This is a genomic window from Paenibacillus pectinilyticus (genome assembly GCF_001700435.1).
Classification (GTDB): Bacteria; Bacillota; Bacilli; order Paenibacillales; family NBRC-103111; genus Paenibacillus_E; species Paenibacillus_E pectinilyticus.
Window position 1 is genome coordinate 680,994 of sequence record NZ_LYPC01000028.1, and the last position, 24,743, is coordinate 705,736.

The window sequence follows — 24,743 nt, forward strand, 5'->3', positions numbered from 1 at the left end:
TAAGAAAGGAGGCACACATAATGTCCGCAAAATCGGCACAAAATCAGCCTGTCGGCTCCGGAACGAACGATCGACTTCTCCAATGGGTGGCCGGCATCGCTTTGACCGTGTTCGGATTTATGATGCTGTTACCATTTATATGGATGGTTTTATCTACCTTCAAACCGGAGAATGAAGTGCTAAGCATCCCGCCCACATTGTGGCCGCACGCTTTTACCCTGGCTAACGTGAAAAAGCTGTTCGTCGACATGAATTTCGGCGTGTACTTACGGAATACGCTCAATATCGTATTGTTTTCCTTTGTCGGTATGTTCTTAAACGCTATGGCCGGCTTTGGATTCGCCAAATATAAATTTAAAGGCAAGAACGCACTCTTTTATATCGTGCTCGCCACGATGATGATTCCTGGTCAGGTCACCATGATCCCCATTTACCTGATCCTCAATGCATTGAATCTGACCAACACAATGACCGGCATAATCCTTCCGGGTCTTGTAGGCGCCTTCGGTATCTTCTTGTTCCGACAGTTCATGTCTACCATTCCGGATGAATTGCTCGAAGCGACGCGAATGGAAGGCGCCAGCGAGTTCCGCACCTTCCTACAGATCGTGCTTCCCATCTCCAAGCCCATTTTGGCCGTGCAGGGTATCCTAACGTTCATCGCAGGCTGGAATAGCTTCCTCTGGCCGTTAATCATCGCAAACGACGAAAAGCTGTATAGCTTATCTGTCGGTCTTTCCTTGATGCGCAGCCAATCGAATCAAAATTTCGCCTTACAAATGGCTGGCGCCACGATGATGGTTGCGCCTATCATAATCATCTTCATCATCTTCCAACGGCACATCATTGAGAATTTTAGTACCTCGGGGATGAAGTAACAGTTTTCAGTCACATACAAAAGGGCAAGCCGCATAGACGGCTTGCCCTTTTGTTACCACATTAGAAAGTCTACATTTTCGGCTCCCGAAAACGTCTTGATAATTGGCGATTAAAACTACCTATAAAACGCGGTCGCACATCCTCGAAGGACTTCGATAGAAGTTTTTCTCATAACAAGCGATTACCAAAGAATAACAGCATCCATGCAAGAAGCGCACTCACCGCCAAATACGTATCCCGACGGTGCCATTGCAATGTGTTTTTTCTCAGCAGCAGTGTTTGCCCGTCGATTTGTTTCATTTCCATCGCCACGGTCATTTGCTCCGCTTTGTGGAACATCGCTAGTAAGAGTGGAACAATGAGTGCAGGAATGTCGCGTACACGCACACTACCCGGACGTACCGATGCCTTCCCCCGCGCTCGGACGATTGCCGAGAATTGCTGCCATTCGCGAAGAATGAGCGGTATGAAACGGAACACGAATGACACGGCTAAGGAAAAAGAGGCCACAGGTAGCTTTATTCGGTGCAGGTATTGTAAGGCCCAATTCAAGCCTTGCACAAGCTGACTATACGGCGTTGATATGGCCAGCCAATAACCTGCCATGATGACAACAAACAGCCTCGTCAATATAAAAGCGGTGCTCCAGCCTCTGTCGACAGCATAGCCTATTGGTGAGAATTCTATTCCCGCTAAAGCGATGGAAAAGAGGATAAACATTGCATACGATACAGCAATTTTGACGATCCCGCGCACGCTGCTTTGCGGGAGACCGAGATACGCGCAGCCGAGGAGCACTGCGGCCAAAGCAAGGCCGCCCCAGCCCTGCTGCCCCATCGTGCCGATGGAAAGCAGCAGATAGAGCAGCCACTTCGCGCGCGGGTCCAGCCGCAGCCAGCCTGCCTGCGGCGGCTGGGGCTTGTCTGGCCGCGGCGGCGGCTGCGGCTGTGGCGCCATGCTGGCTTCGCGCATGGCAAGGTCAAGGGCCGGCGCCGCTGCCGCAGGCGCCGTAGCGCTTGCGCTGCCAGCTTCGCGCAGCGCAGCCAAGATCGCCGACGCAGCAAGCGCCGGCGTGAGCAGATCCGGCGCGACGGCGATGCCGACGCGCGCCAGCTCTGCCGAGGCCTCCGCGCAGCTCGGGAGGCCTACCCCTGCGCGCGCCAGCACCTCGGGCGCGCGGCAGAGCTCTTGCGGCGAGCCGTCGAAGACAAGCTCGCCACGGGCTAGAACGAGGACACGTTCCGCTAGCGGGAAAAACGTGTCCAGATCGTGCGTGGCGACGACGAGTCCGCCACGGCCGCGGCGCTCGCGCAGCATGCGCAGCAGCTCGCGGACGGCGGCCGCCTCGAGGCCGGCGGTTGGCTCGTCCATAAGGAGCCAACCCGGCTCCGTGGCGAAGGTCGTCGCCAGCGCGAGCCGGCGCTGCTCGCCGCCGCTGAGCGCGAAAGGCGAGCGCTCCATGGCGAATACGCCACGAGGATCAAGCGCCAGTGTCGCCTCGCGAATGCGACGTTCCCGTTCTTCTGCCGGCAGCTTGTACGGCCTGAGCGAATACGCAAATTCTTGGCGTATACTGCGGGCAAAAAGCTGCTGTTCCGGAAACTGAAACGTTAATCCCAAACGAAGGAGCTGTTGGGGATCCACCTTTTTCGGCTTCAGCCAAAGGGGTTGCTCATCCAGCGTTATCGTTCCTAACTGCGGCTTAAGAAGCCCCGACATCACTTGCAGTAATGTCGATTTCCCTGATCCCGCATGGCCAATTAATAACGTCATCGAACCTTCTTTCAAGGTGAAGCTTATATCCCTCAGCAGTGTCACTTCCGGCGAATCCGGTGCGGTGACCCCTACCTTTTCCAAAACTATCGACATGCAATCGCCTCCGCCAGCTCTTCCAAATTCAACGGAAGCGGTTGTAATGTAACTCCCTGTTCTAGCAAGCTCATGGCCGTCTGAACTGCAAAAGGCGGATCAAAACCAAGCTCCACACAAGGCGAAGTTACCTGCCTGCTTGACTCGGTTGTTCCATAGAAGAAGGCTCTCGGCTCCCCATCAAATGTAATCCGTCCCGCTCCAAATCCAATGATTCTCGTTGCATCCGCAACCTCTTCCAGCCGATGTGAAATCCATACAATCGTGGTTCCCCTTTGATGCGCTTGCCGTACGGCCTCGCGAACTTCTTTCCGTGCAGCTGGGTCCAACATAGCGGTCGGCTCATCTAAGAGCAGTATTTCTGGCTGAGACGCTAATGCCACAGCGAGATTAACCAGCTGCTTTTGCCCGCCTGATAAGGTTGCCATCTTCCGATCTGGCGAGATTGTTAACCCTACCTCATTCAGCACCTCGGCATACCAGGCTCGCCGTTTCTCCATTGTTAACTGGTCTGCAGTGGGTAAGAAATCAAGCTCCTCCCCCACGGTCTCCCCGATGAATTGAGCTTCTGGCAGTTGAAGTACGCCTCGCGTCTTCGCCTCAGCCGCTTGATTCCCTCGGTGAACTTGTCCAGCCGACAGCGGGTTCAAGCCCAGCAGCACACTCGCTAGTGTGCTTTTACCGCTTCCATTTGGTCCTACGACAGCGATCCACTCGCCTCTATGTATGTCTAATGAGACATCGGACCACACCACGCGCCGCCCTTCTCCCGATTCCGTCCGATATACAACGGAGGCGTTCTTTAATGACATTAATTTCTCACTTGTAGGCATATGTAAAAAGTTCCTTTCACTTTTCTAGCAGTTGTGCTATCATCTGTATTGTAAACTTAATAGTCAACCATTTGGTTGACAATAGATTAACAATACCAGAAACAGGAGAGATCAACAATATGAAACTTACATTACGTGGTGTTATCTTCAGTGCCTTATTTGCCGCAATCCTTGTTTTATTCAGCTTTGTTACAATTGCAATCCCTAACTCCCCAGTGCCTATTACGCTCCAAACATTAGCCGTTATGCTCGCAGGAGGGTTATTAGGCGCTCGTTACGGCTTTCTAAGTATGGCCTTAGTCGTCGTGCTTACAGCACTTGGGTTCCCGCTCCTTCATGGTAATGGAGGGATAGGCGTTGTCACTGGACCTACCGGCGGATTCATCATGGTCTGGCCGATCTGCGCGATGCTCATTGGACTTATTTTACCTCGTATTCGTCTGAAAGGCATCATGGGTTACATAGCAGCATTTCTGGTACTTGAAATTTTCGGTTCCCTGTTTGCTTACTTAGCAGGTGTACCTTGGTTGATGTACAAAGTTCCTTCCTATACGTTTGCCAAAGCGATGGCCTCAGGGTGCTATCCTTACCTGCCAGGAGATGCGATTAAAGCTGTCGTCGCTGCGCTTATTATTGCGCCAGTTCGTCAAGTTTTCCCTCCAGAGCGTCTGACTGGTTCATCTTCACACAGCATCGTGCAAAATGAGAATCCGCAGGACGTTTTGAGTAATTAATAGTACTAACTTATTACAACTCTTTACCGGATACATGAACATTTCTAGAGCTGCCCCGAAGTAGATTATCTACTTGGAGGGCGGCTCTTTTTTCGTCCATTTGACCATTTTTACGGAATTGTAATGTCCTGCTCGTCATTTTTATGCGATTGTAATGCGCGAACTAGTAAAGTTAGTTCTGTAGACAACAGCGCAACAAACAAATCCAATCCACTTGAGGAGTGTTTCTCGATGAACAATCATACAAAAAGATTAGCTGCATTAACTATCACCGCTACTGTCGGACTATCAGCACTTTTACCATACAACGCCTTCGCGGCGAATCCATTCACAGATACAGCAAATGCGACGCAAATTCAGTCCGCCATTGAACAACTAGCTGGACAACAAGTGCTGTCCGGCTATGAGAACCATGCTTTCTTACCCAATCAAGCGGTGACACGCAGTGAGATTGCCAAAATGGTCGCCCTCACTTTCCACGTGAACACATCCGTTGACCCAGCAAAGGGGAATCCTTTTCAAGATGTGACGACGAATGACTGGTTCTATTCCTTTGCGCTTTCCATGCAATCTCTAGGTGCGATGAACGGTGTGGCAGATGGACATTTTGCCGGTGCACAAACGATCACTGCCGAGCAGCTTAGCAGCATTATCGCGACTGTCCTCAAAGTAGAAGCAGCTACGGTTCGTCAGCTCCCAAGCTATGCTTCTCTGAACAACCAAGTTACACGCGGTCAAGCGGCCCTGCTCCTTGTTGAAGCACAGCAAGTTGCACCGATTCGCGTGACGAAGTTGGAGGTTTTGAGCGCGATTGCGTTGCAAGTGACCTTCTCAGCACCGATTCCAACGGCAGAATTAGAGCTTGAGCCTGCGTCCAAAAACTTTGTTTTTGACAACGGTCTAGCCATCAATAATGTGCCGCGTTTAAAAACAGGCTCCGTTTCCACCTATATTGTTCCGGTCCCAACTCAGAAAGCAGGTACAACTTACTCGCTAACCTATAAAGGTCAACCTGCTGGTACATTCACAGCAAGTACGGAAAGGATCCGTCTCGCCTCCACAGGTCAAGTTGCCAATGATTTATTTGAAGTCGAATCGCATCTATCTGATGGTGTAGCGGACTATGGTTATGTCATTGCCGCTTATAGCAAAAGCCGTCCCGGCGCCTTTATCGTTGACGAAAACAATCGTTTTAACGGAACGACGTACCAGATTCTTTCTTCCATGCGGAACCGCCAAGTTCAAATCACCCCTGAGGGTGGGGCAACGATGACGGCTAATTACTTGCCATTTACACAAGCAACGGATGGCCGCCAAGCGCCTAAGTTCATTTTGCCTAACGGAGAAACTTTCCACCCAGGCGTGAAGTACACGGTGTCTGCGGATTGGGCGACGCTTGCGAATCCTACTTTTACAGCCAAAGAGATCGCTCCGCTCCAGCTTCAGTCTGCCGCTGCCGTCGATGCCAAAACGATTGCCGTCACGCTTTCGCAGGATCCGAAGGATGAAATCTTCGTTTCGCGCCGCGTCTCTCTTACTGCAGCAGATGGCACAGTTATCACTGCCGAATACAGCCTGACTACACGTAAAGGTGCTGTCGGTACGTTCACGCTTCTGAACAATGCGCAGCTCGCTCCCGATACGACGTACACAGTTGCACCGGTGGGTGCATGGGCGACTGCTTCTGGTGTTACTTTAACCTTGAAGAAGTAATCAATCTATCCAAGTTAACAAGAGAAGGGAGGGAGCCTGCGATCAGGTTCTCTTCCTTACCTTCGTTTTTCTGCTATTCTAATCCAGAGGTGACCCACTATGTTATTTAAAAATAGTCCCCTATTCGCGCGGTTAACCCCACTCACATTGTTACTTCTCATCGTTGGCTGCGGCAGCCAACAATCAACGGCATCTCCTGCCCCTATGGGGTCATCAATGCCTTCGCCTACAACGGCTATAATCACTCAGACGCCTAAGTCAACGTCAACACCCGCGGCATCTTCGTCCGTCACAGCCTCCATCAACCCAACAGCCACAACCTTTCTGGTGACACACTCCAAGAGTGACTATATGTCCTTCCTAGATCCCGCTTCAGGCACTTTCGAGAGGCTTGTCGTCGGCAAAGCCCCTTTTGCCATCGCAGAAGGGCCTAATCAACGCGCGTATGTGTCTACGGCCGAGGGTGTCGCTGTTATCGATACGAAGCTGCGCACGCGGCTAGCTCTGGTTCCTTATCAATCCAAAGTGGGTAAACTCAGCTACGGCGAATATCGGTCTGGCGGCATGGGGATTGCAGTGTCACCTGATGGCAAATTCGTCTATGTCGGTGTGTATCTGGGTGGCGGCAAGAGTCAATTAGAAATCATGGATACGGAAAAGCTTGCGATGACCGGCCATGTTGCTGTTGGTGTTCGCCCTTTCGATGTTGTGACCAGCCTAGATGGCCATGAAGTGTACAGCATTGACCATGACTCTTATACGGTGACGGCCGTAGATCCTGTCAATTTACAGAGCCGCACGCTCGATGTAGCTCCTTACGGAAAAGGCGGCTTCGAGAAGCCGCACTATGCTGTCGTTCGCGCGGACGGTCGCCTATTGCTCCCTTACCAAGGCCGTGGACTCGTCGTTCTCGATCCCATCAGCGGCAGTTACATGACGCAACCGCTCACGGGAAACACACACCAAGAGGGCGTAACCCTTACGCCTGATGGTAAACAGTTGCTAATCGTCGGCATCGGTGCGGCTGGCAGTGCAACCGGCAAGCCCAATTTGACGGTGCTCGACACTAACACCTACGCGGAAAAGATTATTCCGCTGAGCCGCATGCATCAAATGGTGGCCAGCAGCGCAGATGGTCGTTACGCCTATCTTACAGGCGGCGTCACCTATGCCGATACGGGCTGGGATGGTATGACGGTTGTTGATCTCACAATAGGTACGACACGCGAATTCGAGCTGCCCGATTATCCGCTGGATGTGCAGCTTCTGACGAGCAAGTAACTTCTTTGTATCCAAAGAGTTTTAAATTAACAGAAACCCAGTCCAACACGCAACGTGTTAGACTGGGTTTTTTATTATGCATGTCCCTGCTCCTTGATCACCCGCTCAATCATCCCTCCTTTTATCTAACATTGTAAGTTTTCACTTTACAGGTTCTTAACTTCATGATATCATCTAACACTGTAAGGTTAAAACTAACACTGTAAGGTTGATAGCAAGAAGTTGACTATTTGATTCGCATTCTGGATAAATTGAATTCCAAAATAAAGGAAGAAAGTGGTGACTCACATGGATGCAGAAAACCTCCATTACTTTGAAAAAGCACCGGTCGCAAAAGCCGTGGCTCACTTCGCTGTACCGATGATGCTTGGCATGTCAATGAGTGTCGTATATGCCATCTTAAATGCCTATTTCCTTGGTACACTCGGCAATACCGCTATGTTAACCGCACTTGCATTAACCTTGCCGTTATTCGCGGCCATTATGGCGCTTGGCAACCTGATTGGCATTGGCAGCAGTGCATTCATCTCTCGTTTGCTCGGAGAGAAAAGATATGATGATGTCAAGCATGTGTCTTCATTCGCCTTTTACAGCAGTTTAGTACTCGGTCTTATCTTGATGGCCGTCGGCCTCCCTTTGATCGATTCAATCGTTCATGGCCTGGGAGCAACGCCGGATTCCTTTGGCTACACGAAAGACTATGTCACGATTATGATTACAGGTTCACCTTTCATCGTCTTGTTCTTCACGCTGGAGAATATTGTGCGCTCGGAAGGCGCAGCAATGACGTCGATGATCGGTATGATTCTCAGTGTTGTCGTGAATATTATCCTCGATGCGTTAGTCATTTTCGTCTTCCATTGGGGTGTGATCGGCGTTGCGTCTGCTACGGTCATTGCTAACTTGGCTGCGAGTGTATTTTACGCCTTCCATATCGGGTATAAGAGCCCATTTTTAACCATCTCCATCAAATGGTTCAAGGCTTCCAAGGAGATTCTCAGCAATGTATTCAAAATCGGAGTTCCTGTCTTTATTATGAGTATCTTCTTGGGTGCTATGTCGCTCATCTTTAACCGTTTTCTGGTCGAATATGGGGAGCAGGCCGTAGCGGCATTCGGAATTTCATCACGTTTATTGCAATTTCCTGAGGTTATTCTTATGGGCTTATGCGAGGGCGTCGTGCCGTTAATTGCCTTCTCTTTTACAGCGAATAAATTACGCATGAAGCACACCATTCAATTCACGATCAAAGGGATTATCACGTTAGCCGTTTTGTTCGGCGTCATCGTCTATCTCGTTTCCGATCACCTTATTGGTTTATTTACGAATGACCCGCAATTGATTGAAATGGGCAGCTACATTCTACATGTGACGTTCTTATCCTTATTCATTACGGGAATGACCGCTTTATTTACGGGGATCTTCCAAGCAACAGCGCAAGGAACTGCCGCGTTTATTATGTCAATTATTCAAGGAATTACGCTGATTCCCGTGTTTTTTATCGCCAATCGAATGAACGGCTTCCACGGGGTCGTTTGGTCGCTCGTCATTGCGGATGCCGTTACGTTCCTAGTTGGAGCCACCATGCTGTATATACTGCGGAACAAATTGCAGCCGGATTTAGAGAGTTTAGTACAGTAACAACAGCTAATAACGCTAGCTCATATTCCTATACCAACACAAATGCATTCCCTCTTTGCTCAAAAAGTAAAAAAGAGACCCACAGCAACGGGCTGTGGGTCTAAGTTTTATATTTTAAAAGGGGGTCGATCTTTATTATAAGCTTGAATGATTAATGCCAGATGAAAATAAGATTGCAATCCTGTAACAAATTTTAACTTCAAATTGAAATAATCCTCTAGATGTTTCATTTGTTCCTCAACCCCTTCCAAGCCCTCTCTTTTAACTTCCATTAAAATTAAATTCTCATAGATAAGTCATGTATCTCGCAGACTCATTAATAATTCTTGATTATCGGTGAACGTTTCTCCTGGGCTATTCGTACTATGGATGACTTTTTGGAAAACGGAACGGAGAATGCTTGTCCGTAAGGTTTTCCGGCAATTATGAACATAAATGAGGAGGCTGCGAATGATGATGGACATCAATTGGGCGATCTTGTCACCTTTACTATTTGTACAGTTGCTTCTGATGCTTGTGGCGCTTATCAATTGCTTACGTGCGGAGCGAACGAACGGGCCGAAGTGGATGTGGACGCTAATTATCATATTCATTAGTTTATTGGGTCCCATTTCTTATTTTGTCTTTGGAAGGAGAAACGATTGATGTCGCTCCTCGAAGTGAGGCATTTGACGAAACGATTTGGCACAACCGTCGCAGTGAATGGCATTGATTTTCACATTGCTGAAGGGAGATGTGTCTCGCTGCTAGGACCGAACGGCGCAGGCAAAACGACGACTCTCAAAATGTTATCTGGCTTGCTGCAACCAACCACAGGTACGATCTCGTTTCCAGGAATACACACGCAGGATATCCGCGAGCATATCGGCTATTTGCCGCAAATCCCTGCCTTCTATAATTGGATGTCAGGCCGAGAGTTTCTCGCCTACGTCGGCAAGCTGGCTTGCATAGGCAAAGATGAACTGAGTAAGCGAACCGAGGAGTTGCTCCAGCTTGTCGGTCTTAAAGATGCGCGCAACCGTCGGATTGGTGGGTACTCAGGAGGCATGCGCCAGCGGCTGGGTATTGCCCAGGCCATGATTCACCGTCCGAAGCTGCTCATGCTCGATGAGCCCGTGTCGGCGCTTGATCCACTCGGTCGCCGCGAAGTGCTCGAGATGCTGCGTATCCTTAAACGGGAGACGACAATCCTCTTCTCGACGCACGTGCTTCACGATGCCGAGGAAATATGCGACGACGTGCTCATTATGCGCGGCGGCGAAATTGCCCTATCCGGCAGCTTACAAGCACTCCGCGAGCAGCATCAGCAGCCGGTCATTAGTGTGGAAGCAGACGCTTCACTCGAACAATGGAGGCAGTCCATTGCGATGTTCCCGTTCGTTGAGAAGGTTACTGGTTCAGGAAATACCGCACGTATCCATGTTCGCGACTTAACTATGGGAAAAAAGGAACTGTTGACCGATCTTGTCCGATGTGGCATATCCATTCGTAAATTCGAAGCTGGCCATACGTCACTTGAAGATATGTTTATGAAAGTGGTGGAAGAATGAATCGATTGAGTCAATGGATGACGTTGTATCGCAAAGAAATGCTTGAAATGTCTCGCAATGCCAAATGGATCTGGGTACCTCTCGTCTTCATCATTATCGGAGCCATGCAACCGGTAACCACCTACTATACGCCGCAAATCATTAAAAATATGGGCAGCTTGCCAGAGGGAGCTGTCATCCAGATACCGATACCATCACCGCAAGATGTGATTGTTAGTACATTGTCTCAGTTCGGCACAATCGGGATACTTATCCTCGTGTTAGTATCGATGGCGATCATCTCAGGAGAACGGCAGAGCAGCGTGGCCGGGATGATTATGATCAAACCTGTTCCCCCTGTATCGTATATAACAGCCAAGTGGGCCGGCATCCAGACGCTTACGCTCGTATCGTTCGCCTGCGGCTTTACTGCCGCTGCGTATTATACCGTCCAGCTTTTCGGTAAAATCGAAGTCGTGCCACTCATGCAAAGTTTTGCCGTTTATGGGCTATGGCTTGTGTTCATCGTTACCGTGACCGTTGTCTTCGGCACCTGGCTCAGAGGAAGCGCCGCGATTGCGTTCGCGGGCATAGCGACGGCTATCGTTCTCACGGTTGCTGGCGGCTTGTTCAAACCGTATATGGCGTGGAGTCCGTTCATGCTGACCAACCACGCTGCAGCGCTTGTTTCACAAGGACAATTATCGGATAACCTTGTACTATGCATCCTATCGTCATTGCTTCTTATTGCATTACTTCTTGCAGGCGGGGTACAACTATTCAGAAACAGAAGCGATTTAACCGGTTAGTGGCTGCATAGCTTGAACATGAACTATTGCTTGCTCCCATTTCATTCAACAGACTTCATATAAAAGGAGAATATACGATGATTATTGTTACAACGGAAAACATCCCCGGATATAAAGTCAAAGAAGTCAAAGGCATGTGCTTTGGACTGATTGTTAGGAGTCGCGGGCTTGGTGCTGATATCAAAGCCGCATTCAAAGGTTTAGTTGGAGGAGAAATCAAACAATTCACTTCGCTGTTAGAAGATCTCCGAAAAGAATCAATGGACCGCTTGGTACAAAACGCCCAGGCCATGGGTGCAAATGCCATTGTGATGGTCCGCTTTGATTCCGGGGAAATCGGAAAAACAATGGGCGAAATCGTGGCTTACGGCACCGCTGTGGTGGTTGAAAAAGAAAGCGAATGAAGTGGATCGTTGGCTATTATGGCATTCAGGCCGTTATCCTTTTGGTGATCATTATCTTATCTGTGCTTTTCTATGACAAACGTTACAAAAAGAGAAAGTCTGAGGGAATTCCCACGGGGTTTTTACGTACGGAGGAAGTTAGCGTAGATCCCATAACACAGGAGAAGCAACGCGTTTACTACAACCCGGATACGGGGGAGCGCATCTATGTTCGTGAATAAAGGAGAAGGCCGCCGATCCCTTACCGTCGGCAGCCTTCTTTTGATATTAGTGAACTCAATCATGAATGAAGTCTCTTCCTTACCATTCTGATCTGTCCTCTATGATTGATCTCATCTTCCAACACATGAAACCACATGAAATAATGATTCGCTTGCTTGTTATGCCAGAACTCTTCTTGTTGGTCTAACCAATCATCATTGACGGTTTTAAATAAGTCATAGGATCGTTCTCTGACTTCATTTAATTTAGTTACATAGTAACTCAGATCATTCCCCTTAATCTTCTCCCGTCCTTCTTCACCGAGATGGATCGCAGCTCCCCAGATTGACATCTCTTCCTCATTTAACTCTCTTTTTTCAAACGTTTCCACTTGATAGGCGTATTCTACCGCTGCAAAATGCAACAACAATGCCCCAATAGAGTTACTCTCCGCATCCAATAAGAAATCCAATTCATGGACAGATAGATTTTTTACAGCTTCTAATGTGGTATACCTTGCATAGTTCATCATCGACAGCAAGCGACTAATTTGAGGCGGATAGCCAGGTACGTCTGAAATCAGATAGATATTATTCATGTTCAACATATTTTTCCTCCGTGATTAAAAATAATTGCGAATTCTGATATAGTCTTAGTATATACCTTAAGGAAACCTCCATATAGAAGGAAGTGTGAACCCTAATGAATGCAGAACTTGTTATGCAGGAGCTTGAAGCACTGGGCAAAGAACGGACCAAGAAAATGTACGTATCCAATGGCGCTCACGAACCTCTTTTTGGCGTGGCGACAGGCGCTATGAAACCCCTTTCCAAGAAAATAAAAATAAATCAACCTTTGGCTGAACAGCTTTATGCCACAGGGAACTATGACGCCATGTACTTTGCCGGCATCATTGCAGATCCACTCGCAATGACCCAAGCGGATTTTGATCGTTGGATAGATACTGCCTATTTTTATATGCTGTCCGATTTCGTCGTTGCCGTAACCCTTTCCGAATCAGATATAGCCCAGGAAGTTGCCGATAAATGGATTGCAAGCGGTGAAGAGTTGCGAATGTCTGCGGGCTGGAGTTGTTACTGCTGGCTTTTGGGTAATCGTCCCGACAGTGAATTCTCCGAGGGCAAAATTGCTCATATGCTAGAGCTTGTGAAAACTACGATTCACGATTCTCCCGAAAGAGCGAAATATGCTATGAATAATTTTATTTTCACCGTAGGAGTATCGTTTAAGCCACTTCATGATAAAGCCGTCGAGACCGCCTTGGCAGTAGGCCCCGTCGAAGTCAATCGCGACAAAAACAAAAGCAGTTATATCCAAGCTTCCGTTAATATTCAAAAGGGAATCGATCAAGGGCGGCTTGGTTTCAAACGTAAGCATGTAAGGTGCTAAGTATGTACCCATTATGGTTTATATAATGCAAGGGATTTGTCGATTGTTGGCATTTCCCGCATTTAATTGACCATAGTTCAATATTAATTCACAATTTATCAACTTTCAAGCACTAATTTGGAAATAATTCCCTAAACATGCGAAGGCTATTTATGTTTCCTTGGGAGAGTATGCTAAAATACGAATAGGCAGATTATTACTCTGCATACGCTAGCGCACAGGTATTTCCAAAATTTTAATTTGGGAGGCTATACGATGGATGATTATTTTTTGGTAAAAGACGGTAGAATTGTACGCTGGGACGGGCTTACACTTGGAGGAACCAAAATCCGAGCCGATGAACTCATAGAGTCGTTTGGACGTAAGGCTCTTGATGAAATCGAACAATTTGGATTTTACGCTATAAAGAAATCTTAATGACCTTCTCGATATACGTAAAGGAGACTGCCTTTTTGTTCAGGCAGTCTCCTTTTGTTCGATAACGGCTTGTTCGCTTCCTCAATTTAGGTTTTTTCTACAAAAAGAACGGAGGATGAAAGACGTCGAGTCCCCATCTTCAATCCCCCTTCGCCATATAGCCAACACCGGGGTAGGTCACAATGAGCTCCTGCCCGTCGGTGTGGGCCTTCAACTTCTGCCGAATCCGCGCAAGGGTAACACGTAAATATTCCACCTCATCCCGATACTCGCTTCCCCAAATCTCACTCAGTAACTGTTCATGCGTCATTACTTTGCCCTCATGCTGCAGGAGAAGGACGAACAGGTTGTACTCTGTCTCTGTAAACTTCACTTCGGTTTCGCTGACTCGAATACGTCGCTGTGCCAAATTGACCGTCACGGGTCCAACAGACAATTCGCTGACGGTGGAAGGTGCTGGCATCCGTCCATCTAAACGACGGAGAACCGCATTCACTCTGGCGAAAAGCTCATCCAACGAGAACGGTTTCGTCAAATAATCATCCGCCCCGAGATTCAGCCCCTGTACTTTATCTGCGCCATTGCTCCTTGCGGTCAGCATAATAACGGGTACGCTTGAATAGGCGCGCAGCCTTGTAAGCACCTCAAAGCCATCCATTCCCGGCATCATGAGATCCAGTAAGATCAAATCCGGATCAAAGGCTTCCACCTTCTCTAGCGCCTCAGCGCCACTCTGGCAAGCTGCCGTTTCGAAGTTTAGCGATTTCAAATTCGCCGCGATAAAACGAATGATTTTGGGTTCATCGTCGACGATCATGATTTTCTTCGCGCTCATTTTAGCTCATCCCCTCCTTAAACCTTGGAATCGTCAGTGTGAATCGGCTTCCGACACCAGGCTCACTCTCCACCGTAATAGCGCCGCCATGCGCTTCCATAATCCCTTTGCATATCGCGAGTCCGAGTCCCGTTCCGCCCGTTTGGCGGCTGGATGACACATCTACGCGATAGAACCGATCAAATATTTTCGCCAGATGCTCGGCCGCAATCCCAATGCCATTATCCTGCACATGGACGTATACCGCTTGCTCGTCCCACTGTGTGCCAATCTGTATCAGAGGCAGATGCTCCTCATTATAGCGAACGGCATTGATAAACAAGTTCAAGAAAACCTGCTCCATACGAATCTTATCGGCAAAAACAAGCGGTGTGTCCGCAGGAATGTCGCATTCGAACTGAAGCCCCGCAACGAGCGCCTGATCGGGCAGTCTCCCTCTAGCGCTCTCGATCACAGCGACTAACTTCAGTGCCTGTGGATGAATGCCCATCGCTCCAGATTCGATTTTGGAAATATCCAGCCACTCATCGATCAAATCTTGAATGCGCCCAATGTCCTCATGAATCCCCTCGAGCAGCTCTAGCTTAAAGCTCTCCTCCCATTGCGCATCCTTGCGCAGCAACGTTTCCACACCGCCGCGAATACTCGTAATCGGTGTCTTAAATTCGTGCGAGGCTAGGGAGATGAGATCATTTTTGAGCGCATCAATTTCATGCTCTTTCGTTCGATCCCGCCACACATAGCCGCGGCCAAAAACCCGCCCATCCCGCGCCACTTGAAACGCGGATACCATCATGAAGCGTGACTTGCCTTGCTCCGTCCGCACCGTCAAAGCACTCTGAACACGCGGCTCTGCCTTCAGCTTGCTCAGTTCAAGCGTATCTTGATCCTCCGCTAGAAGCTCTGCGATCCGCTCGAACAAATCAGCCTCCGGCATATGAGCTAATTCCCCCATCGGGATCGCGAAGCTCTCGGCCATCCGATGATTGGCGTACAGCACATTATGCTGTACATCAATGAGGACAATCGCATCGGACATGCTCTCCAAGACCGCGTTCAGCGTCGCATGCTCGTCCTGCAAGCGCTGCGTCCGCTCTTCTACGCGGTGCTCGAGTTCGCTGTTCAACTGCAGCAGCGCGCTTTGGTTTTCCTTGATCTGCGCCGCCATGCGGAAGAAGTGCTCCGCGAGTTGATGCAGCTCCAGCGGTGCCCCGCGAGGCACGACCTTCTGGTCGGGCTGGGCGAACGAGCCTCCAGCTAGTCGCTGCGTATAGCCGACGAGGGCATGTATCGTTCCGTTTAATCTTTTGGCGAGCAAACTGCCTAGCAGTAAGGTTAAGATCAGCGTAAACACCAACAGCAGCAGCGTGGTCCATAAGGATTCCGTAAACGCTGCATTAACCGCCGCGGAAGATCGGCTCACCCAAACGATGAGATTCAAATCTGGAATCAGCGTATAGGTAATGAACTCTTTGTGCGCGGAGGTGCTTAACGTATAAGTGCCTTCGCCTTGCTTTTGATTTTTGGCATCAGCGACGACAGGCTCTTGTGATAGGTTCGCCATCGATGCGGTCAGCGCAGCATTTGGATGATAGATCGGCCTTCCCGCATGATCCAGCACGACGGGATATGTCTCGGAGCCATAGTCATATTTCGTGACGAGTGACTTGATCGGAGCTAGCTCCAATACCGCCAACACGAAGCCATCCACTTGTTTATTTCCTTTATAAATGGGGACCGCAATCGCAATCGCTGGTTGGTCCGCGCTCTCAGGGCCTTTGAATAAGGAGGAAATGATCGCCTTCTGCCCAGCCTTCACACGCGAAGTGTAATCTCGATCATTCACGTCTGTCCCAATAAGATCGGTGGTCATGCGTTGCGTAGCTTTGATCGTCCCTTTGTCATCCACCACGTATATCCCTGTAAACCCCGCCAAGTTCTCTTGCAAGGATTGCAGCTTCAGCGTAAGGCTCTCCCGATTCCGAAAAGCCGCATCTGACGCGGAAATCGTAGCCGCTAACGTTTCGACGGCATTCCGATGATACGACATGTAGGCTTCAATCGCATCCCCTAGCCGATACGTGGTCTGGCGCTGATTCTGATTTGTTTCCTGTGTTATATGTGTGATTTGCGAAACCTGAAAGCCCCCTAGAATTAAGATCGGAATCATAGCCATCAGGGCAAATGTAATCGTTAAATGCGACCTCATCGAAAAATACTTCAATTTATGCAACCCCGCTCTCCGACACAAGCTTGTAAGCATTACCCATTTATTTTACCACTGACAAATTTGTAATGAAAATGAAATCTAACTTTCATGTTGTTTTAATGTACAATGCCTATAATAAAGACCAACCCCCCTTTAAAATATAAACTTAGACCCACAGCCCGTTGCTGTGGGTCTCTTTTTTTGTCATACTAGGTGAATCACTTCAATTATGCGGCTAACTATTTTAACCATTAAGGACGGCTCCCTATGACACCCGAACAAGATTGGCTGACGGCCAAATTTCGCGAACTCAAGAACGTCATCTCTTCCTATTTAACGCACGTACTGCCTCAGTTTCATATTTCACCGATCACGATGTATGTGCTAGAGTACCTGCGCAAACATCCAGATTGTATCGCAGTCGATATCGCCAACGAATTCGGACTTACCCGCGGCGCGATTACACAGCTTATAGATAAAATGGAGGCCCAGGGACTCGTTGTACGTAAGCCTCACCCTACCTCTCGCCGAAGTCAGCTTCTTCAGATGACAGATAAAGGGCACGAGCTCATAAATAACATCCTAGCCGTGTATAATACGAAAATCGAACAGCTTTTCACTTCCTACACGAAGGAAGAGCTTGCTGTATTACAAGAGCTTCTCGCTAAAATGCCGCTTTAAATTCCAACTTAGGTTGGGATTTTTTTCGTTCACTCATTTTTCTGTTGACGAATTTGTTCATTAAGTTTATTGTTTAGTTACTAAACAGTTAATACATTAAACACATAAGGAGTGTTTTATATGAATAAAATTATGGCTATAACTGGCGCATCCTCAGGTATCGGTCTTGCGACCGCTTTGAAATTCGCGGAACTAGGCTGGACCGTCTATGCAGGTACTCGCAACGTTGCTCGTGATCAAGAGCAGTATGCTAATGTCGCGAACCTTCATTTTATGGAAATGGAAGTAACCGATCCGTCTTCGATGGAGCAAGCTTTTGACATCATCGAAAAAGAACAAGGCCGCCTGGACGTGCTGTTCTGCAACGCAGGCTTCGGCTTCCTCCGGTCGCTGGGACAAGCGACTTTCGAGGAAATCCAAGCCGTCTTTGATACGAATGTGTACGGCGTCATGCATACGATCCGCGCGGGTCTTCCTCTGCTGCGCAAGTCGGATTCTGCGCATCTCATCGCAACAACCAGTGTTGGCGGCTTGGTCGGCCAACCCTTCAACGAAATCTACTGCGCGGCGAAATTCGCTGTTGAGGGGCTGCTCGAAAGCTTGGCGACTTACTATAAGCCTGCTTTTGGGATCGATGTCACGCTGCTAGAGCCTGGGGCGATTGCGACGAATTTTAACAGCACGGTCATGAGCCACATTCAGCAAACCGGCGGCATCCGAGAAGATGAGTACAAGCCGATCCTTACGCAATACCTCGATGCCTTCACCAGCCGTAACTCGGTTCCTCAGACTTCGGAGTCTGTGGCCGATGTTGTCGTGCAGCTCGTTACCGAGATGGCGCCTAAGCCGCTTCGCCTTCGTACATCAGAGAAAGCGGAAGCTTTCGTGCAGTATAAAGTGAGTCAAGACCCGACGGGCCTTGAGGGGATGCTGAACACGCGTAAGCTGCATTTGAACTTGTAGTTGGAAGGTAGGGCAAGCTGGGGATATGAAGATCAAAACCTTCAGCATCGCACGAAGTGGAGTTGTGGGCTTCCGCTGACTGGATTAGGCGCGGGTTCGTGCGGGTGCGGCTTCGGCGACTATCCTCACTTCTCCAAACTGTTCAAAAAAATGTACGGTATTTCTCCCCAAGAATTTAGGGATAAGCAACGTAACAATTGGACGACTGACGAATAAATCTGAGGCCCTATGCAGGGCCCCTACAACACCACCTCATACTTCTGAGGTGGTGTTCTTTGTTGTGAACACATAATTTCCCACAATGTTGCGATAGGATGTCCATAATGTTTCGGTACAGTAAGGGTGTAAGGGAAATCACCCATCCCTACATGCTACATAAATCGAGAGGAGTTTTTACAATATGAAATCAACATGGAAAAAACGCGCCGTTCAAACGAGCATGCTAGCTATCATGACCACCATCGCATTCGGTGCGGTAAGTGCATCTGCCGCAGATACAACAAGTGAAGCAAAACCTGTGCAAGCCGTTCAATTGACGAAAGCCGTAGCAGCAGCACCTGCTGTATTCTTCCGTTCATCAAGCGCAAGCTTACTGAACCAACCTGCGCACGAACGCAACTATTTGAAAATGTTAGCTAGCACGTACACGCCAGATGCGCTTGCTGATTGGAAGAAAGCTTTGGATGATCGGAAGCAAGTAGAAGCCGATATGCCGAAACCTACCTTCGCCAAAACGGTGACGATTTCCAAGGGCTCTGTTGCTGCAGGAGTACTCACACCTTCAGACACTGCATTCGTTACCAACCTTGATGGTGTAAAAACATTACCTGCACTGCCTACACTCACACCTGAGCAGTTGGAAAGCCTTCCTGCAGGAACAGAAGGTCCTAAGCAAATTGTGATTAAAAACTTGTTGCCTTCTAAAGAAGCTACAATTTCTGTGGAGGCGGCCCAAGCTCTTCCAGTTGAGGCTGGAGTTGCGAGTGATATAATGGTAACAGCAGCGGCTGAGCTGCCTGAATCCTTCCAACGCCAGCAAAAACTAGCTGATGCGGTTGAAGCAGATGATGCAGAAACGATCCGCGCCTTACTGCCTGAATTGTTGAAGGATTATGTGAAAGAAACAGAAAACCTACGTGAAATGGCTAAAAAGATAAAAGAGCAGCAACCGGTTGAAACTGAGAAAAAATAAGAAATGTTAGATTTTATTCGAAAAGAATGACCGTTAATCATATGGGTGGATCCGTTCGCGAAAAGCGATTCGGCTCCACTTTTCCCCATGTTAGCAGGAAAGTAGGAATGATACGATGTATAGCATCTATTTAGTAGAAGATGAAGAGCATTTGAGAGGCGTCCTAGGGGCCTATTTGGAAAAAGAGGGGTGGCAAGTGCGTTCGTTCCCTGACGGGACCTCCGCCAGAGACGCGATCTCGGAGCGGCCGGACTTGTGGGTCCTCGATATTATGATCCCCGGCGTAGATGGCTTTCAGCTGATGCGTGAAATTAAAGCAGATCAGCCCAACCAGCCGGTCATCTTCATCTCCGCCCGTGATGCCGATATCGATCGCATCATTGGACTTGAGCTCGGCAGCGATGATTATATAGCTAAGCCTTTTCTACCGCGTGAGCTCGTCATCCGCTGCCGCAAGCTATTAGAACGCGTATATGCAGGCCAGAAAGGAAACAGCCTGCCGGCCGCTTCTTCGGAACGTCGTGTGAAGCTCATGTTGGCTTCCTATACGATCGATGAGCCCGCTCGAACGGTCACCGATAGCGAGGGGGCAACGCTGGATCTGACGTCCAAAGAGTTTGAACTGCTGCTCTACTTCGTCCAGCATCAGGGCCTAGTGCTCGAACGTGAGCAAGTGCTCCGCGCTGTGTGGGGCATGGATTACTTCGGAACGGATCGCGTCGTGGATGATTTAGTGCGAAGAGTGCGGCGCAAGCTGCCCGAACTGCGTTTAGAAACCGTATACGGATACGGGTATAGGATGGTGAAAGCATGAGACTCCAACTAGGCCGTTGGCCGCTTGCCATAAAATTATGGGGAGCCTTCGGGGCTCTAACCTTAATGATTTTCACCCTGCTCGCCGTGTTATTGCCATGGACGTTAAAGGGATTTTTCACAGAGCAGCTCTATGATATTTTGATGGATACCCAAAGAGGTCTTCAAGTGGAAGCCACTGTTGCGGCAAGCCCTGCCTTTGCTTTGCCTGTTGCAGCCCAACCTTTACAATTCATAACGAAACCAGCACCAGTGCAGGATAGCCGAGTATTGGTTGTGCCCAACGGTGAGTTCAGCAGTGTTAACGGCTTATATACCGGAGCAAGTGTGAGCAGCAACACCACGAACGCTGTAAAAGGTAACACGACTTGGAGCAATACGGGAACCACAAGCGCCACAACCTTAGAGCCATCTGTCTTGTCCGCACAACTGACAGCCCCTTTGGAAAGTACGCTCAGCGGCCCTTCTATCCGTCACTTCATGATTAATGGGACACAAGCCACTCAAGCAGTTGCGACTGCCACGCTAACTACCTCAGAGCCCTTCATGGCTGCTATGGAGAAGGATGCTTTGGCACAGCTTCAAACCGTGGAGAAGTACACGCGCAGCATTGAGAACAAAAGTATTTTCTACGTCATCCGCAAAGAGGTCGTTCAAGGTACGCCAAGCTTCATCGTTTCCTACGCTTGGGGAAACTACCGCAACGATCTCATCATGTCCATGTTCGGAAGATTAATGATGTTAATGGTTGCCCTCATCGTGGTGAGCTGGCTGCCCTGCTTACTGCTGGCGCGCTATTTCACTCGTCCACTCGTGCAGATGGAGCGCCATGTAGGCCGCATGGCTGAGCGCGATTGGCATGAGCCCATCGACACAGGCCGCCGCAAAGACGAGATTGGCCGTCTCGGCAAAGCGATCGAGCAGATGCGCCAGCGTCTTGTGAAGCAGGACCATGCGCAGCAGTTTTTCCTGCAGCACACGTCGCACGAACTAAAAACGCCCGTCATGGTCATTCGCAGCTACGCGCAATCCATTCAAGACGGCGTGTTTCCCAAAGGTACGCTCAGCGCGAGTATCGGCGTCATTATGAAAGAAGGCGAACGACTGGAGAAGCGCATTCGCGATCTGTTACTGCTGAATAAGCTGAATTATTTTACAGCGAAAGAAAAGCCTTTTCATGCTTTTGACATCAAAGCCGTCATCGAAGACGTCGTCGAACGTCTCCGCTATCGCCGCCCTGAGATCGACTGGGAGCTGGATGTCGCCCCCCACTCGCTCGTAGGGGATCAAGAACAATGGAAGATCGCGCTAGAAAACATGCTCGATAACCAGCTTCGCTATGCCGAAAGCTGTATTCAAATCAGCGTTAAGCCCGCTCCTCATTTTGAAATTCGAATGCATAATGACGGTCCTTTGCTGGATCAAGACATCGCCGATAATTTATTCGAGCCGTTCCGCACGGGAGGTAAGGGACAATTCGGTCTCGGTCTTGCCATCGTGAAACAAATTATGGATCACCATGGGATGAGTGTTCGTGCTGTAAATGAGAACACAGGGGTCACTTTTACGATTTTACCTGCCAATTATACGGTTGGAGGCACTTAGACACAGCATATAATAGCCCAAATAAATGGCCGCATATACGAGCGTTGAAGATAAAATTGGGACCATGAGATTCCCGCCAATCAGCTGAATGGTGGCTAACGCTTTCAGGACCATAATGCTGTGCACAACCCCCAATAAGAGGGGCAGCATAAATACGAATAGCGTCTGTTTGGCAATCGTGGTACGGATTTCTTTGCGGCTAACCCCGATTTTGCGCAGAATGGCATAGCGCTCTTTATCTTCATTCACATCTGTTAGTTGCTTGAAATAGATCATACAGCCCGTTGCGGCTAGGAATACAAGTCCTAGGAAGCCGAGTGTGAAAATATCTAAGCCCGCCGATTCCATTCCTTGACGATACTGGTAATAATACGAGGACATGTCATTGCGATCGGTTTTGAGCTTCATCAAACTGGCTGACGTCATCTTCGTCGTTCCTTGATCCTTAACCACGTATCCTTTGTAGGTCACTTCTTCCGAACTCGGGAGCAGCTTGGCATACAGACCATCATTCACGATGAAGACGATGTCAGGGAAGCCCCACGGCAGCATCCTGCCCTCTATCAACTGCTCAACAGATAGGCTTTGTTGCTCCGCACCAGTGCTGATAGAGATCGTGTCTCCCTTCACGTCATTCAGGGAGAAGGTCGAATATTTCGGTTGAATGATGGCGATGTCATTCCCTTGCAATGCAACGGTCCGATCTCTATGAAGTGCCTCAGAGGTACGATTATAGGTGGAGACGGACACGAGCCGAATCGGTACTTCTTGAGCTGAATAACTGGACGGATGATAAAAGAAATTCGTCACATCCGCGGTTACTCGGATAACCGGTATATTCAGCTTAGCTGTGATCGGGTGTGCCTCATCCTTTTCCAAAATTGCAGCTACTTGCTCATCGAAGCCCATTCCTTGTGAAATATGCATGAAGCTGAAGGGTGCTTCTTCCTCCGCGCCCTTCGTTAGCGTATAGTACTCGCTTGATCCCACCGTGACCGCACAAAGTGTTAAAGCACTTAGTAGCGCAATCATCGTAAACATCCGTGTATTCCCACGAATACGATAAATCAATTGTGCCGTGGAGATCATATTCATGCCTTTATAGTAGCGAGACTTCGTCTTTTGGGCCAGTTTCAAGATATAGATAAGTGCATAACGAAATAGCAGATACGTGCCAGCAATCAAGCTGCCGAAGATCAACAAGAAATTCCGACCCATCTGCGCCCCTGTCGTCATTGGTTGGAACACCATCCAATACCCGAAAACTAACAGGACAATCGCCAATACCGCCGAGAACGCGGAAGGCTTCGGAACCTGCTCTCCCTCCTGTTCTGCTTTGAACAAGTCTACAAGTTGAAAGCGATAGATCAAGCGGTAGCTGTGAATCGAGGTCACCCCAATAATCATGGCAAACACAATCAGCGTATTCACAATCGCCTCCGACGAAATGCTGAAGCTTACTTCAACGGTCGAATCCAGCAGTTTGAGAAATATCATGGCAAATAGCTTAGACAACAGCGTGCCAATTACAATGCCGACAGTGACAGCACCGATGCCCATCAACATATTTTCATAAAATAACATCGTTCCAATCTTCCGCTTCCTTACGCCCAGTAAGGCATACAAGCCAACTTCTTTCTTCCGCTTCTTCGTAAAAAATGAATTCGAATACCAGATGAACACGGCTACGAAAAGGATCAGTATGATCGAAGCTTGTGTGAATACTGATTTCATACCTTCCCATTTCTGCACATTCGCTGCAATTTCTTCGCTGTACCGTAAGGACACAAACGTATAGTAAATCACCACACTGAAAATCATCGAGATGAAATAAATAAAATAGTTTTTCAAATTTCCGATGACATTCCTTCTAGCAAGACTAAATAAAGTCACTTGCCCCACCCCCTAAGACCGAGAGCACATCCATTACCTTATTGAAAAACTCCTTACGCGACGTTGTCCCTTTATTTAACTCCGTAAATAATTGACCATCTTTAATAAATACGACCCGCGTACAATAGCTGGCTGCGAAAGCATCGTGCGTCACCATGAGGATGGTCGATTTGTCTTGCACATTCAAGCTTTGTAAGCTTTCCAATAGCTCTGTCGCTGACTTGGAATCGAGGGCTCCTGTAGGTTCATCCGCCAACACAAGGCTTGGGTTCGATACGATGGCGCGGCATGCGGCAGTGCGCTGTTTTTGCCCGCCAGATATTTGATAGGGATATTTATCAAGGAGTACATCGATCCCAAACCGTTGACTAATGGCCACAACACGGCGCTCTAGTTCAGCTACCTTCATTCTAGCAAGCGCGAGTGGCAGGACAATATTCTCTTTCACCGTCAGCGTATCCAGCAGGTTATAGTCTTGGAAAATGAACCCCAGCTTCTCGCGGCGAAAAGCGGCTAACTCCGCTTCCTTCATCTTCATCAGCGACAGCCCATCGACACTGATCTCACCTGAAGTAGGCTGATCAATCGTAGCCAGCATGTTCAGTAAAGTCGTTTTGCCTGACCCCGACGGACCCATAATGCCTACGAATTCACCTTCGGCGATAGTCAAATCGATATCCTGCAAAGCCGTGAATACATTCCCTTTCCCCCCGTAGACTTTCTTTAATTGCTTCACTTCCACGATGGTTTTCATATCGATCATTCCTCCAATAAACATTTCTAATAAACTCCATACATCTATCCTACTTGCTTCGTACTAGCGCAACCATCG

At 48.7% G+C, this 24,743-nt stretch carries 26 protein-coding genes; 18 read left to right on the forward strand and 8 right to left on the reverse strand.

Annotated elements, in window-relative coordinates:
* Nucleotides 1-20: 20 nt before the first annotated feature.
* Nucleotides 21-878, forward strand: coding sequence for a carbohydrate ABC transporter permease (locus A8709_RS30665; RefSeq protein ID WP_065858398.1), 858 nt, complete (start codon nucleotides 21-23; stop codon nucleotides 876-878).
* A 169-nt stretch (nucleotides 879-1,047) separates the two neighbouring features.
* On the opposite strand, the gene A8709_RS30670 is transcribed toward A8709_RS30665, so the two are convergent.
* Both A8709_RS30670 and A8709_RS30675 read right to left on the reverse strand, forming a co-directional pair.
* On the reverse strand, nucleotides 1,048-2,748 hold the full coding sequence (locus A8709_RS30670) for an ATP-binding cassette domain-containing protein (RefSeq protein WP_065858401.1): 1,701 nt from the start codon (nucleotides 2,746-2,748) through the stop codon (nucleotides 1,048-1,050).
* Nucleotides 2,739-3,560: an energy-coupling factor ABC transporter ATP-binding protein gene (locus A8709_RS30675; RefSeq protein ID WP_244163356.1), complete on the reverse strand. Its 822-nt coding sequence runs from the start codon at nucleotides 3,558-3,560 to the stop codon at nucleotides 2,739-2,741. Before A8709_RS30675 ends, A8709_RS30670 begins: the two co-directional genes overlap by 10 nt.
* Nucleotides 3,561-3,700: 140 nt before the next feature.
* Here A8709_RS30675 and A8709_RS30680 point away from each other — a divergent pair, with 140 nt between their 5' ends.
* The 4 genes from A8709_RS30680 (at nucleotide 3,701) to A8709_RS30695 (ending at nucleotide 8,950) form a co-directional block, all read left to right on the forward strand.
* Nucleotides 3,701-4,315 carry a biotin transporter BioY gene (locus tag A8709_RS30680; RefSeq protein ID WP_065858405.1) on the forward strand — a complete coding sequence of 205 codons (615 nt, stop codon included), beginning with the start codon at nucleotides 3,701-3,703 and terminating at the stop codon, nucleotides 4,313-4,315.
* A 231-nt stretch (nucleotides 4,316-4,546) separates the two neighbouring features.
* On the forward strand, nucleotides 4,547-6,028 hold the full coding sequence (locus tag A8709_RS30685) for an S-layer homology domain-containing protein (RefSeq protein WP_065858407.1): 1,482 nt from the start codon (nucleotides 4,547-4,549) through the stop codon (nucleotides 6,026-6,028).
* Nucleotides 6,029-6,127: 99 nt separating this feature from the next.
* A complete protein-coding gene (locus tag A8709_RS30690; protein WP_065858409.1) occupies nucleotides 6,128-7,309 on the forward strand; it encodes a YncE family protein in 1,182 nt (393 codons plus the stop codon).
* A gap of 288 nt (nucleotides 7,310-7,597) precedes the next feature.
* Nucleotides 7,598-8,950, forward strand: coding sequence for an MATE family efflux transporter (locus A8709_RS30695; protein ID WP_065858411.1), 1,353 nt, complete (start codon nucleotides 7,598-7,600; stop codon nucleotides 8,948-8,950).
* Nucleotides 8,951-9,057: 107 nt separating this feature from the next.
* Here A8709_RS30695 and A8709_RS34805 read toward each other — a convergent pair whose 3' ends face one another.
* Nucleotides 9,058-9,222, reverse strand: a complete 165-nt coding sequence (locus A8709_RS34805) for a hypothetical protein (RefSeq protein WP_167357215.1) — start codon at nucleotides 9,220-9,222, stop codon at nucleotides 9,058-9,060.
* 238 nt (nucleotides 9,223-9,460) lie between these two features.
* On the opposite strand from A8709_RS34805, the gene A8709_RS30700 reads away from it, so the two are divergent.
* The 5 genes from A8709_RS30700 to A8709_RS30720 all read left to right on the forward strand — a co-directional run bounded on the left by A8709_RS30700 (nucleotide 9,461) and on the right by A8709_RS30720 (nucleotide 11,913).
* Complete coding sequence (locus A8709_RS30700; RefSeq protein WP_341833449.1) at nucleotides 9,461-9,595, forward strand: PLD nuclease N-terminal domain-containing protein; 135 nt, start codon at nucleotides 9,461-9,463, stop codon at nucleotides 9,593-9,595.
* On the forward strand, nucleotides 9,595-10,500 hold the full coding sequence (locus tag A8709_RS30705; protein ID WP_065858413.1) for an ABC transporter ATP-binding protein: 906 nt from the start codon (nucleotides 9,595-9,597) through the stop codon (nucleotides 10,498-10,500). Before A8709_RS30700 ends, A8709_RS30705 begins: the two co-directional genes overlap by 1 nt.
* On the forward strand, nucleotides 10,497-11,288 hold the full coding sequence (locus A8709_RS30710; RefSeq protein WP_084225638.1) for a hypothetical protein: 792 nt from the start codon (nucleotides 10,497-10,499) through the stop codon (nucleotides 11,286-11,288). Before A8709_RS30705 ends, A8709_RS30710 begins: the two co-directional genes overlap by 4 nt.
* A gap of 77 nt (nucleotides 11,289-11,365) precedes the next feature.
* Nucleotides 11,366-11,692: a heavy metal-binding domain-containing protein gene (locus A8709_RS30715; RefSeq protein WP_065858414.1), complete on the forward strand. Its 327-nt coding sequence runs from the start codon at nucleotides 11,366-11,368 to the stop codon at nucleotides 11,690-11,692.
* The gene (locus A8709_RS30720; protein WP_065858416.1) at nucleotides 11,689-11,913 is read left to right on the forward strand and encodes a hypothetical protein; all 225 of its coding nucleotides are present in this window, start codon (nucleotides 11,689-11,691) and stop codon (nucleotides 11,911-11,913) included. The genes A8709_RS30715 and A8709_RS30720 overlap by 4 nt, the downstream gene beginning before the upstream one ends.
* 59 nt (nucleotides 11,914-11,972) lie before the next feature.
* Here the strand turns inward: A8709_RS30720 and A8709_RS30725 are convergent, their stop codons facing one another.
* Nucleotides 11,973-12,500 (reverse strand): DinB family protein, encoded by a 528-nt coding sequence (locus A8709_RS30725; protein WP_425262359.1) that lies wholly within the window; start codon nucleotides 12,498-12,500, stop codon nucleotides 11,973-11,975.
* A 95-nt stretch (nucleotides 12,501-12,595) separates the two neighbouring features.
* Between A8709_RS30725 and A8709_RS30730 the strand changes: the two genes are divergently transcribed.
* Both A8709_RS30730 and A8709_RS34810 read left to right on the forward strand, forming a co-directional pair.
* Nucleotides 12,596-13,303: a DNA alkylation repair protein gene (locus A8709_RS30730; protein WP_065858418.1), complete on the forward strand. Its 708-nt coding sequence runs from the start codon at nucleotides 12,596-12,598 to the stop codon at nucleotides 13,301-13,303.
* A gap of 255 nt (nucleotides 13,304-13,558) precedes the next feature.
* Entirely contained in the window at nucleotides 13,559-13,720 is a 162-nt protein-coding gene (locus tag A8709_RS34810) for a hypothetical protein (protein WP_167357216.1), read from the forward strand.
* Between the two features lie 139 nt (nucleotides 13,721-13,859).
* Here the strand turns inward: A8709_RS34810 and A8709_RS30735 are convergent, their stop codons facing one another.
* Complete coding sequence (locus A8709_RS30735) at nucleotides 13,860-14,555, reverse strand: response regulator transcription factor (RefSeq protein ID WP_065858419.1); 696 nt, start codon at nucleotides 14,553-14,555, stop codon at nucleotides 13,860-13,862.
* 1 nt (nucleotide 14,556) lies between these two features.
* The gene (locus A8709_RS30740; RefSeq protein WP_167357217.1) at nucleotides 14,557-16,764 is read right to left on the reverse strand and encodes a sensor histidine kinase; all 2,208 of its coding nucleotides are present in this window, start codon (nucleotides 16,762-16,764) and stop codon (nucleotides 14,557-14,559) included.
* Nucleotides 16,765-17,031: 267 nt separating this feature from the next.
* Here A8709_RS30740 and A8709_RS30745 point away from each other — a divergent pair, with 267 nt between their 5' ends.
* The 6 genes from A8709_RS30745 (at nucleotide 17,032) to A8709_RS30765 (ending at nucleotide 22,018) form a co-directional block, all read left to right on the forward strand.
* Complete coding sequence (locus tag A8709_RS30745) at nucleotides 17,032-17,445, forward strand: MarR family winged helix-turn-helix transcriptional regulator (protein ID WP_065858422.1); 414 nt, start codon at nucleotides 17,032-17,034, stop codon at nucleotides 17,443-17,445.
* A gap of 120 nt (nucleotides 17,446-17,565) precedes the next feature.
* Complete coding sequence (locus tag A8709_RS30750; RefSeq protein ID WP_065858424.1) at nucleotides 17,566-18,408, forward strand: SDR family oxidoreductase; 843 nt, start codon at nucleotides 17,566-17,568, stop codon at nucleotides 18,406-18,408.
* On the forward strand, nucleotides 18,409-18,624 hold the full coding sequence (locus A8709_RS35745; RefSeq protein ID WP_141692705.1) for a helix-turn-helix domain-containing protein: 216 nt from the start codon (nucleotides 18,409-18,411) through the stop codon (nucleotides 18,622-18,624).
* A gap of 184 nt (nucleotides 18,625-18,808) precedes the next feature.
* A complete protein-coding gene (locus A8709_RS30755) occupies nucleotides 18,809-19,600 on the forward strand; it encodes a hypothetical protein (protein ID WP_065858426.1) in 792 nt (263 codons plus the stop codon).
* A gap of 115 nt (nucleotides 19,601-19,715) precedes the next feature.
* Nucleotides 19,716-20,414 (forward strand): response regulator transcription factor, encoded by a 699-nt coding sequence (locus A8709_RS30760; protein ID WP_065858428.1) that lies wholly within the window; start codon nucleotides 19,716-19,718, stop codon nucleotides 20,412-20,414.
* The gene (locus A8709_RS30765; protein ID WP_065858430.1) at nucleotides 20,411-22,018 is read left to right on the forward strand and encodes a sensor histidine kinase; all 1,608 of its coding nucleotides are present in this window, start codon (nucleotides 20,411-20,413) and stop codon (nucleotides 22,016-22,018) included. Before A8709_RS30760 ends, A8709_RS30765 begins: the two co-directional genes overlap by 4 nt.
* On the opposite strand, the gene A8709_RS30770 is transcribed toward A8709_RS30765, so the two are convergent.
* Complete coding sequence (locus tag A8709_RS30770; protein WP_065858432.1) at nucleotides 21,986-23,911, reverse strand: ABC transporter permease; 1,926 nt, start codon at nucleotides 23,909-23,911, stop codon at nucleotides 21,986-21,988. The two genes, A8709_RS30765 and A8709_RS30770, sit on opposite strands and share 33 nt — an antisense overlap.
* Nucleotides 23,898-24,665, reverse strand: coding sequence for an ABC transporter ATP-binding protein (locus tag A8709_RS30775; protein ID WP_065858785.1), 768 nt, complete (start codon nucleotides 24,663-24,665; stop codon nucleotides 23,898-23,900). Before A8709_RS30775 ends, A8709_RS30770 begins: the two co-directional genes overlap by 14 nt.
* Between the last annotated feature and the right edge of the window lie 78 nt (nucleotides 24,666-24,743).

Coding starts and splice junctions, on each gene's coding strand:
- A8709_RS30665 (WP_065858398.1), top strand. CDS start 21: ATGTCCGCAAAATCGGCACAAAATCAGCCTGTCGGCTCCGGAACGAAC.
- A8709_RS30670 (WP_065858401.1), bottom strand. CDS start 2,748: ATGTCGATAGTTTTGGAAAAGGTAGGGGTCACCGCACCGGATTCGCCG.
- A8709_RS30675 (WP_244163356.1), bottom strand. CDS start 3,560: ATGTCATTAAAGAACGCCTCCGTTGTATATCGGACGGAATCGGGAGAA.
- A8709_RS30680 (WP_065858405.1), top strand. CDS start 3,701: ATGAAACTTACATTACGTGGTGTTATCTTCAGTGCCTTATTTGCCGCA.
- A8709_RS30685 (WP_065858407.1), top strand. CDS start 4,547: ATGAACAATCATACAAAAAGATTAGCTGCATTAACTATCACCGCTACT.
- A8709_RS30690 (WP_065858409.1), top strand. CDS start 6,128: ATGTTATTTAAAAATAGTCCCCTATTCGCGCGGTTAACCCCACTCACA.
- A8709_RS30695 (WP_065858411.1), top strand. CDS start 7,598: ATGGATGCAGAAAACCTCCATTACTTTGAAAAAGCACCGGTCGCAAAA.
- A8709_RS34805 (WP_167357215.1), bottom strand. CDS start 9,222: ATGGAAGTTAAAAGAGAGGGCTTGGAAGGGGTTGAGGAACAAATGAAA.
- A8709_RS30700 (WP_341833449.1), top strand. CDS start 9,461: ATGCTTGTGGCGCTTATCAATTGCTTACGTGCGGAGCGAACGAACGGG.
- A8709_RS30705 (WP_065858413.1), top strand. CDS start 9,595: ATGTCGCTCCTCGAAGTGAGGCATTTGACGAAACGATTTGGCACAACC.
- A8709_RS30710 (WP_084225638.1), top strand. CDS start 10,497: ATGAATCGATTGAGTCAATGGATGACGTTGTATCGCAAAGAAATGCTT.
- A8709_RS30715 (WP_065858414.1), top strand. CDS start 11,366: ATGATTATTGTTACAACGGAAAACATCCCCGGATATAAAGTCAAAGAA.
- A8709_RS30720 (WP_065858416.1), top strand. CDS start 11,689: ATGAAGTGGATCGTTGGCTATTATGGCATTCAGGCCGTTATCCTTTTG.
- A8709_RS30725 (WP_425262359.1), bottom strand. CDS start 12,500: ATGTTGAACATGAATAATATCTATCTGATTTCAGACGTACCTGGCTAT.
- A8709_RS30730 (WP_065858418.1), top strand. CDS start 12,596: ATGAATGCAGAACTTGTTATGCAGGAGCTTGAAGCACTGGGCAAAGAA.
- A8709_RS34810 (WP_167357216.1), top strand. CDS start 13,559: ATGGATGATTATTTTTTGGTAAAAGACGGTAGAATTGTACGCTGGGAC.
- A8709_RS30735 (WP_065858419.1), bottom strand. CDS start 14,555: ATGAGCGCGAAGAAAATCATGATCGTCGACGATGAACCCAAAATCATT.
- A8709_RS30740 (WP_167357217.1), bottom strand. CDS start 16,764: ATGAGGTCGCATTTAACGATTACATTTGCCCTGATGGCTATGATTCCG.
- A8709_RS30745 (WP_065858422.1), top strand. CDS start 17,032: ATGACACCCGAACAAGATTGGCTGACGGCCAAATTTCGCGAACTCAAG.
- A8709_RS30750 (WP_065858424.1), top strand. CDS start 17,566: ATGAATAAAATTATGGCTATAACTGGCGCATCCTCAGGTATCGGTCTT.
- A8709_RS30755 (WP_065858426.1), top strand. CDS start 18,809: ATGAAATCAACATGGAAAAAACGCGCCGTTCAAACGAGCATGCTAGCT.
- A8709_RS30760 (WP_065858428.1), top strand. CDS start 19,716: ATGTATAGCATCTATTTAGTAGAAGATGAAGAGCATTTGAGAGGCGTC.
- A8709_RS30765 (WP_065858430.1), top strand. CDS start 20,411: ATGAGACTCCAACTAGGCCGTTGGCCGCTTGCCATAAAATTATGGGGA.
- A8709_RS30775 (WP_065858785.1), bottom strand. CDS start 24,665: ATGAAAACCATCGTGGAAGTGAAGCAATTAAAGAAAGTCTACGGGGGG.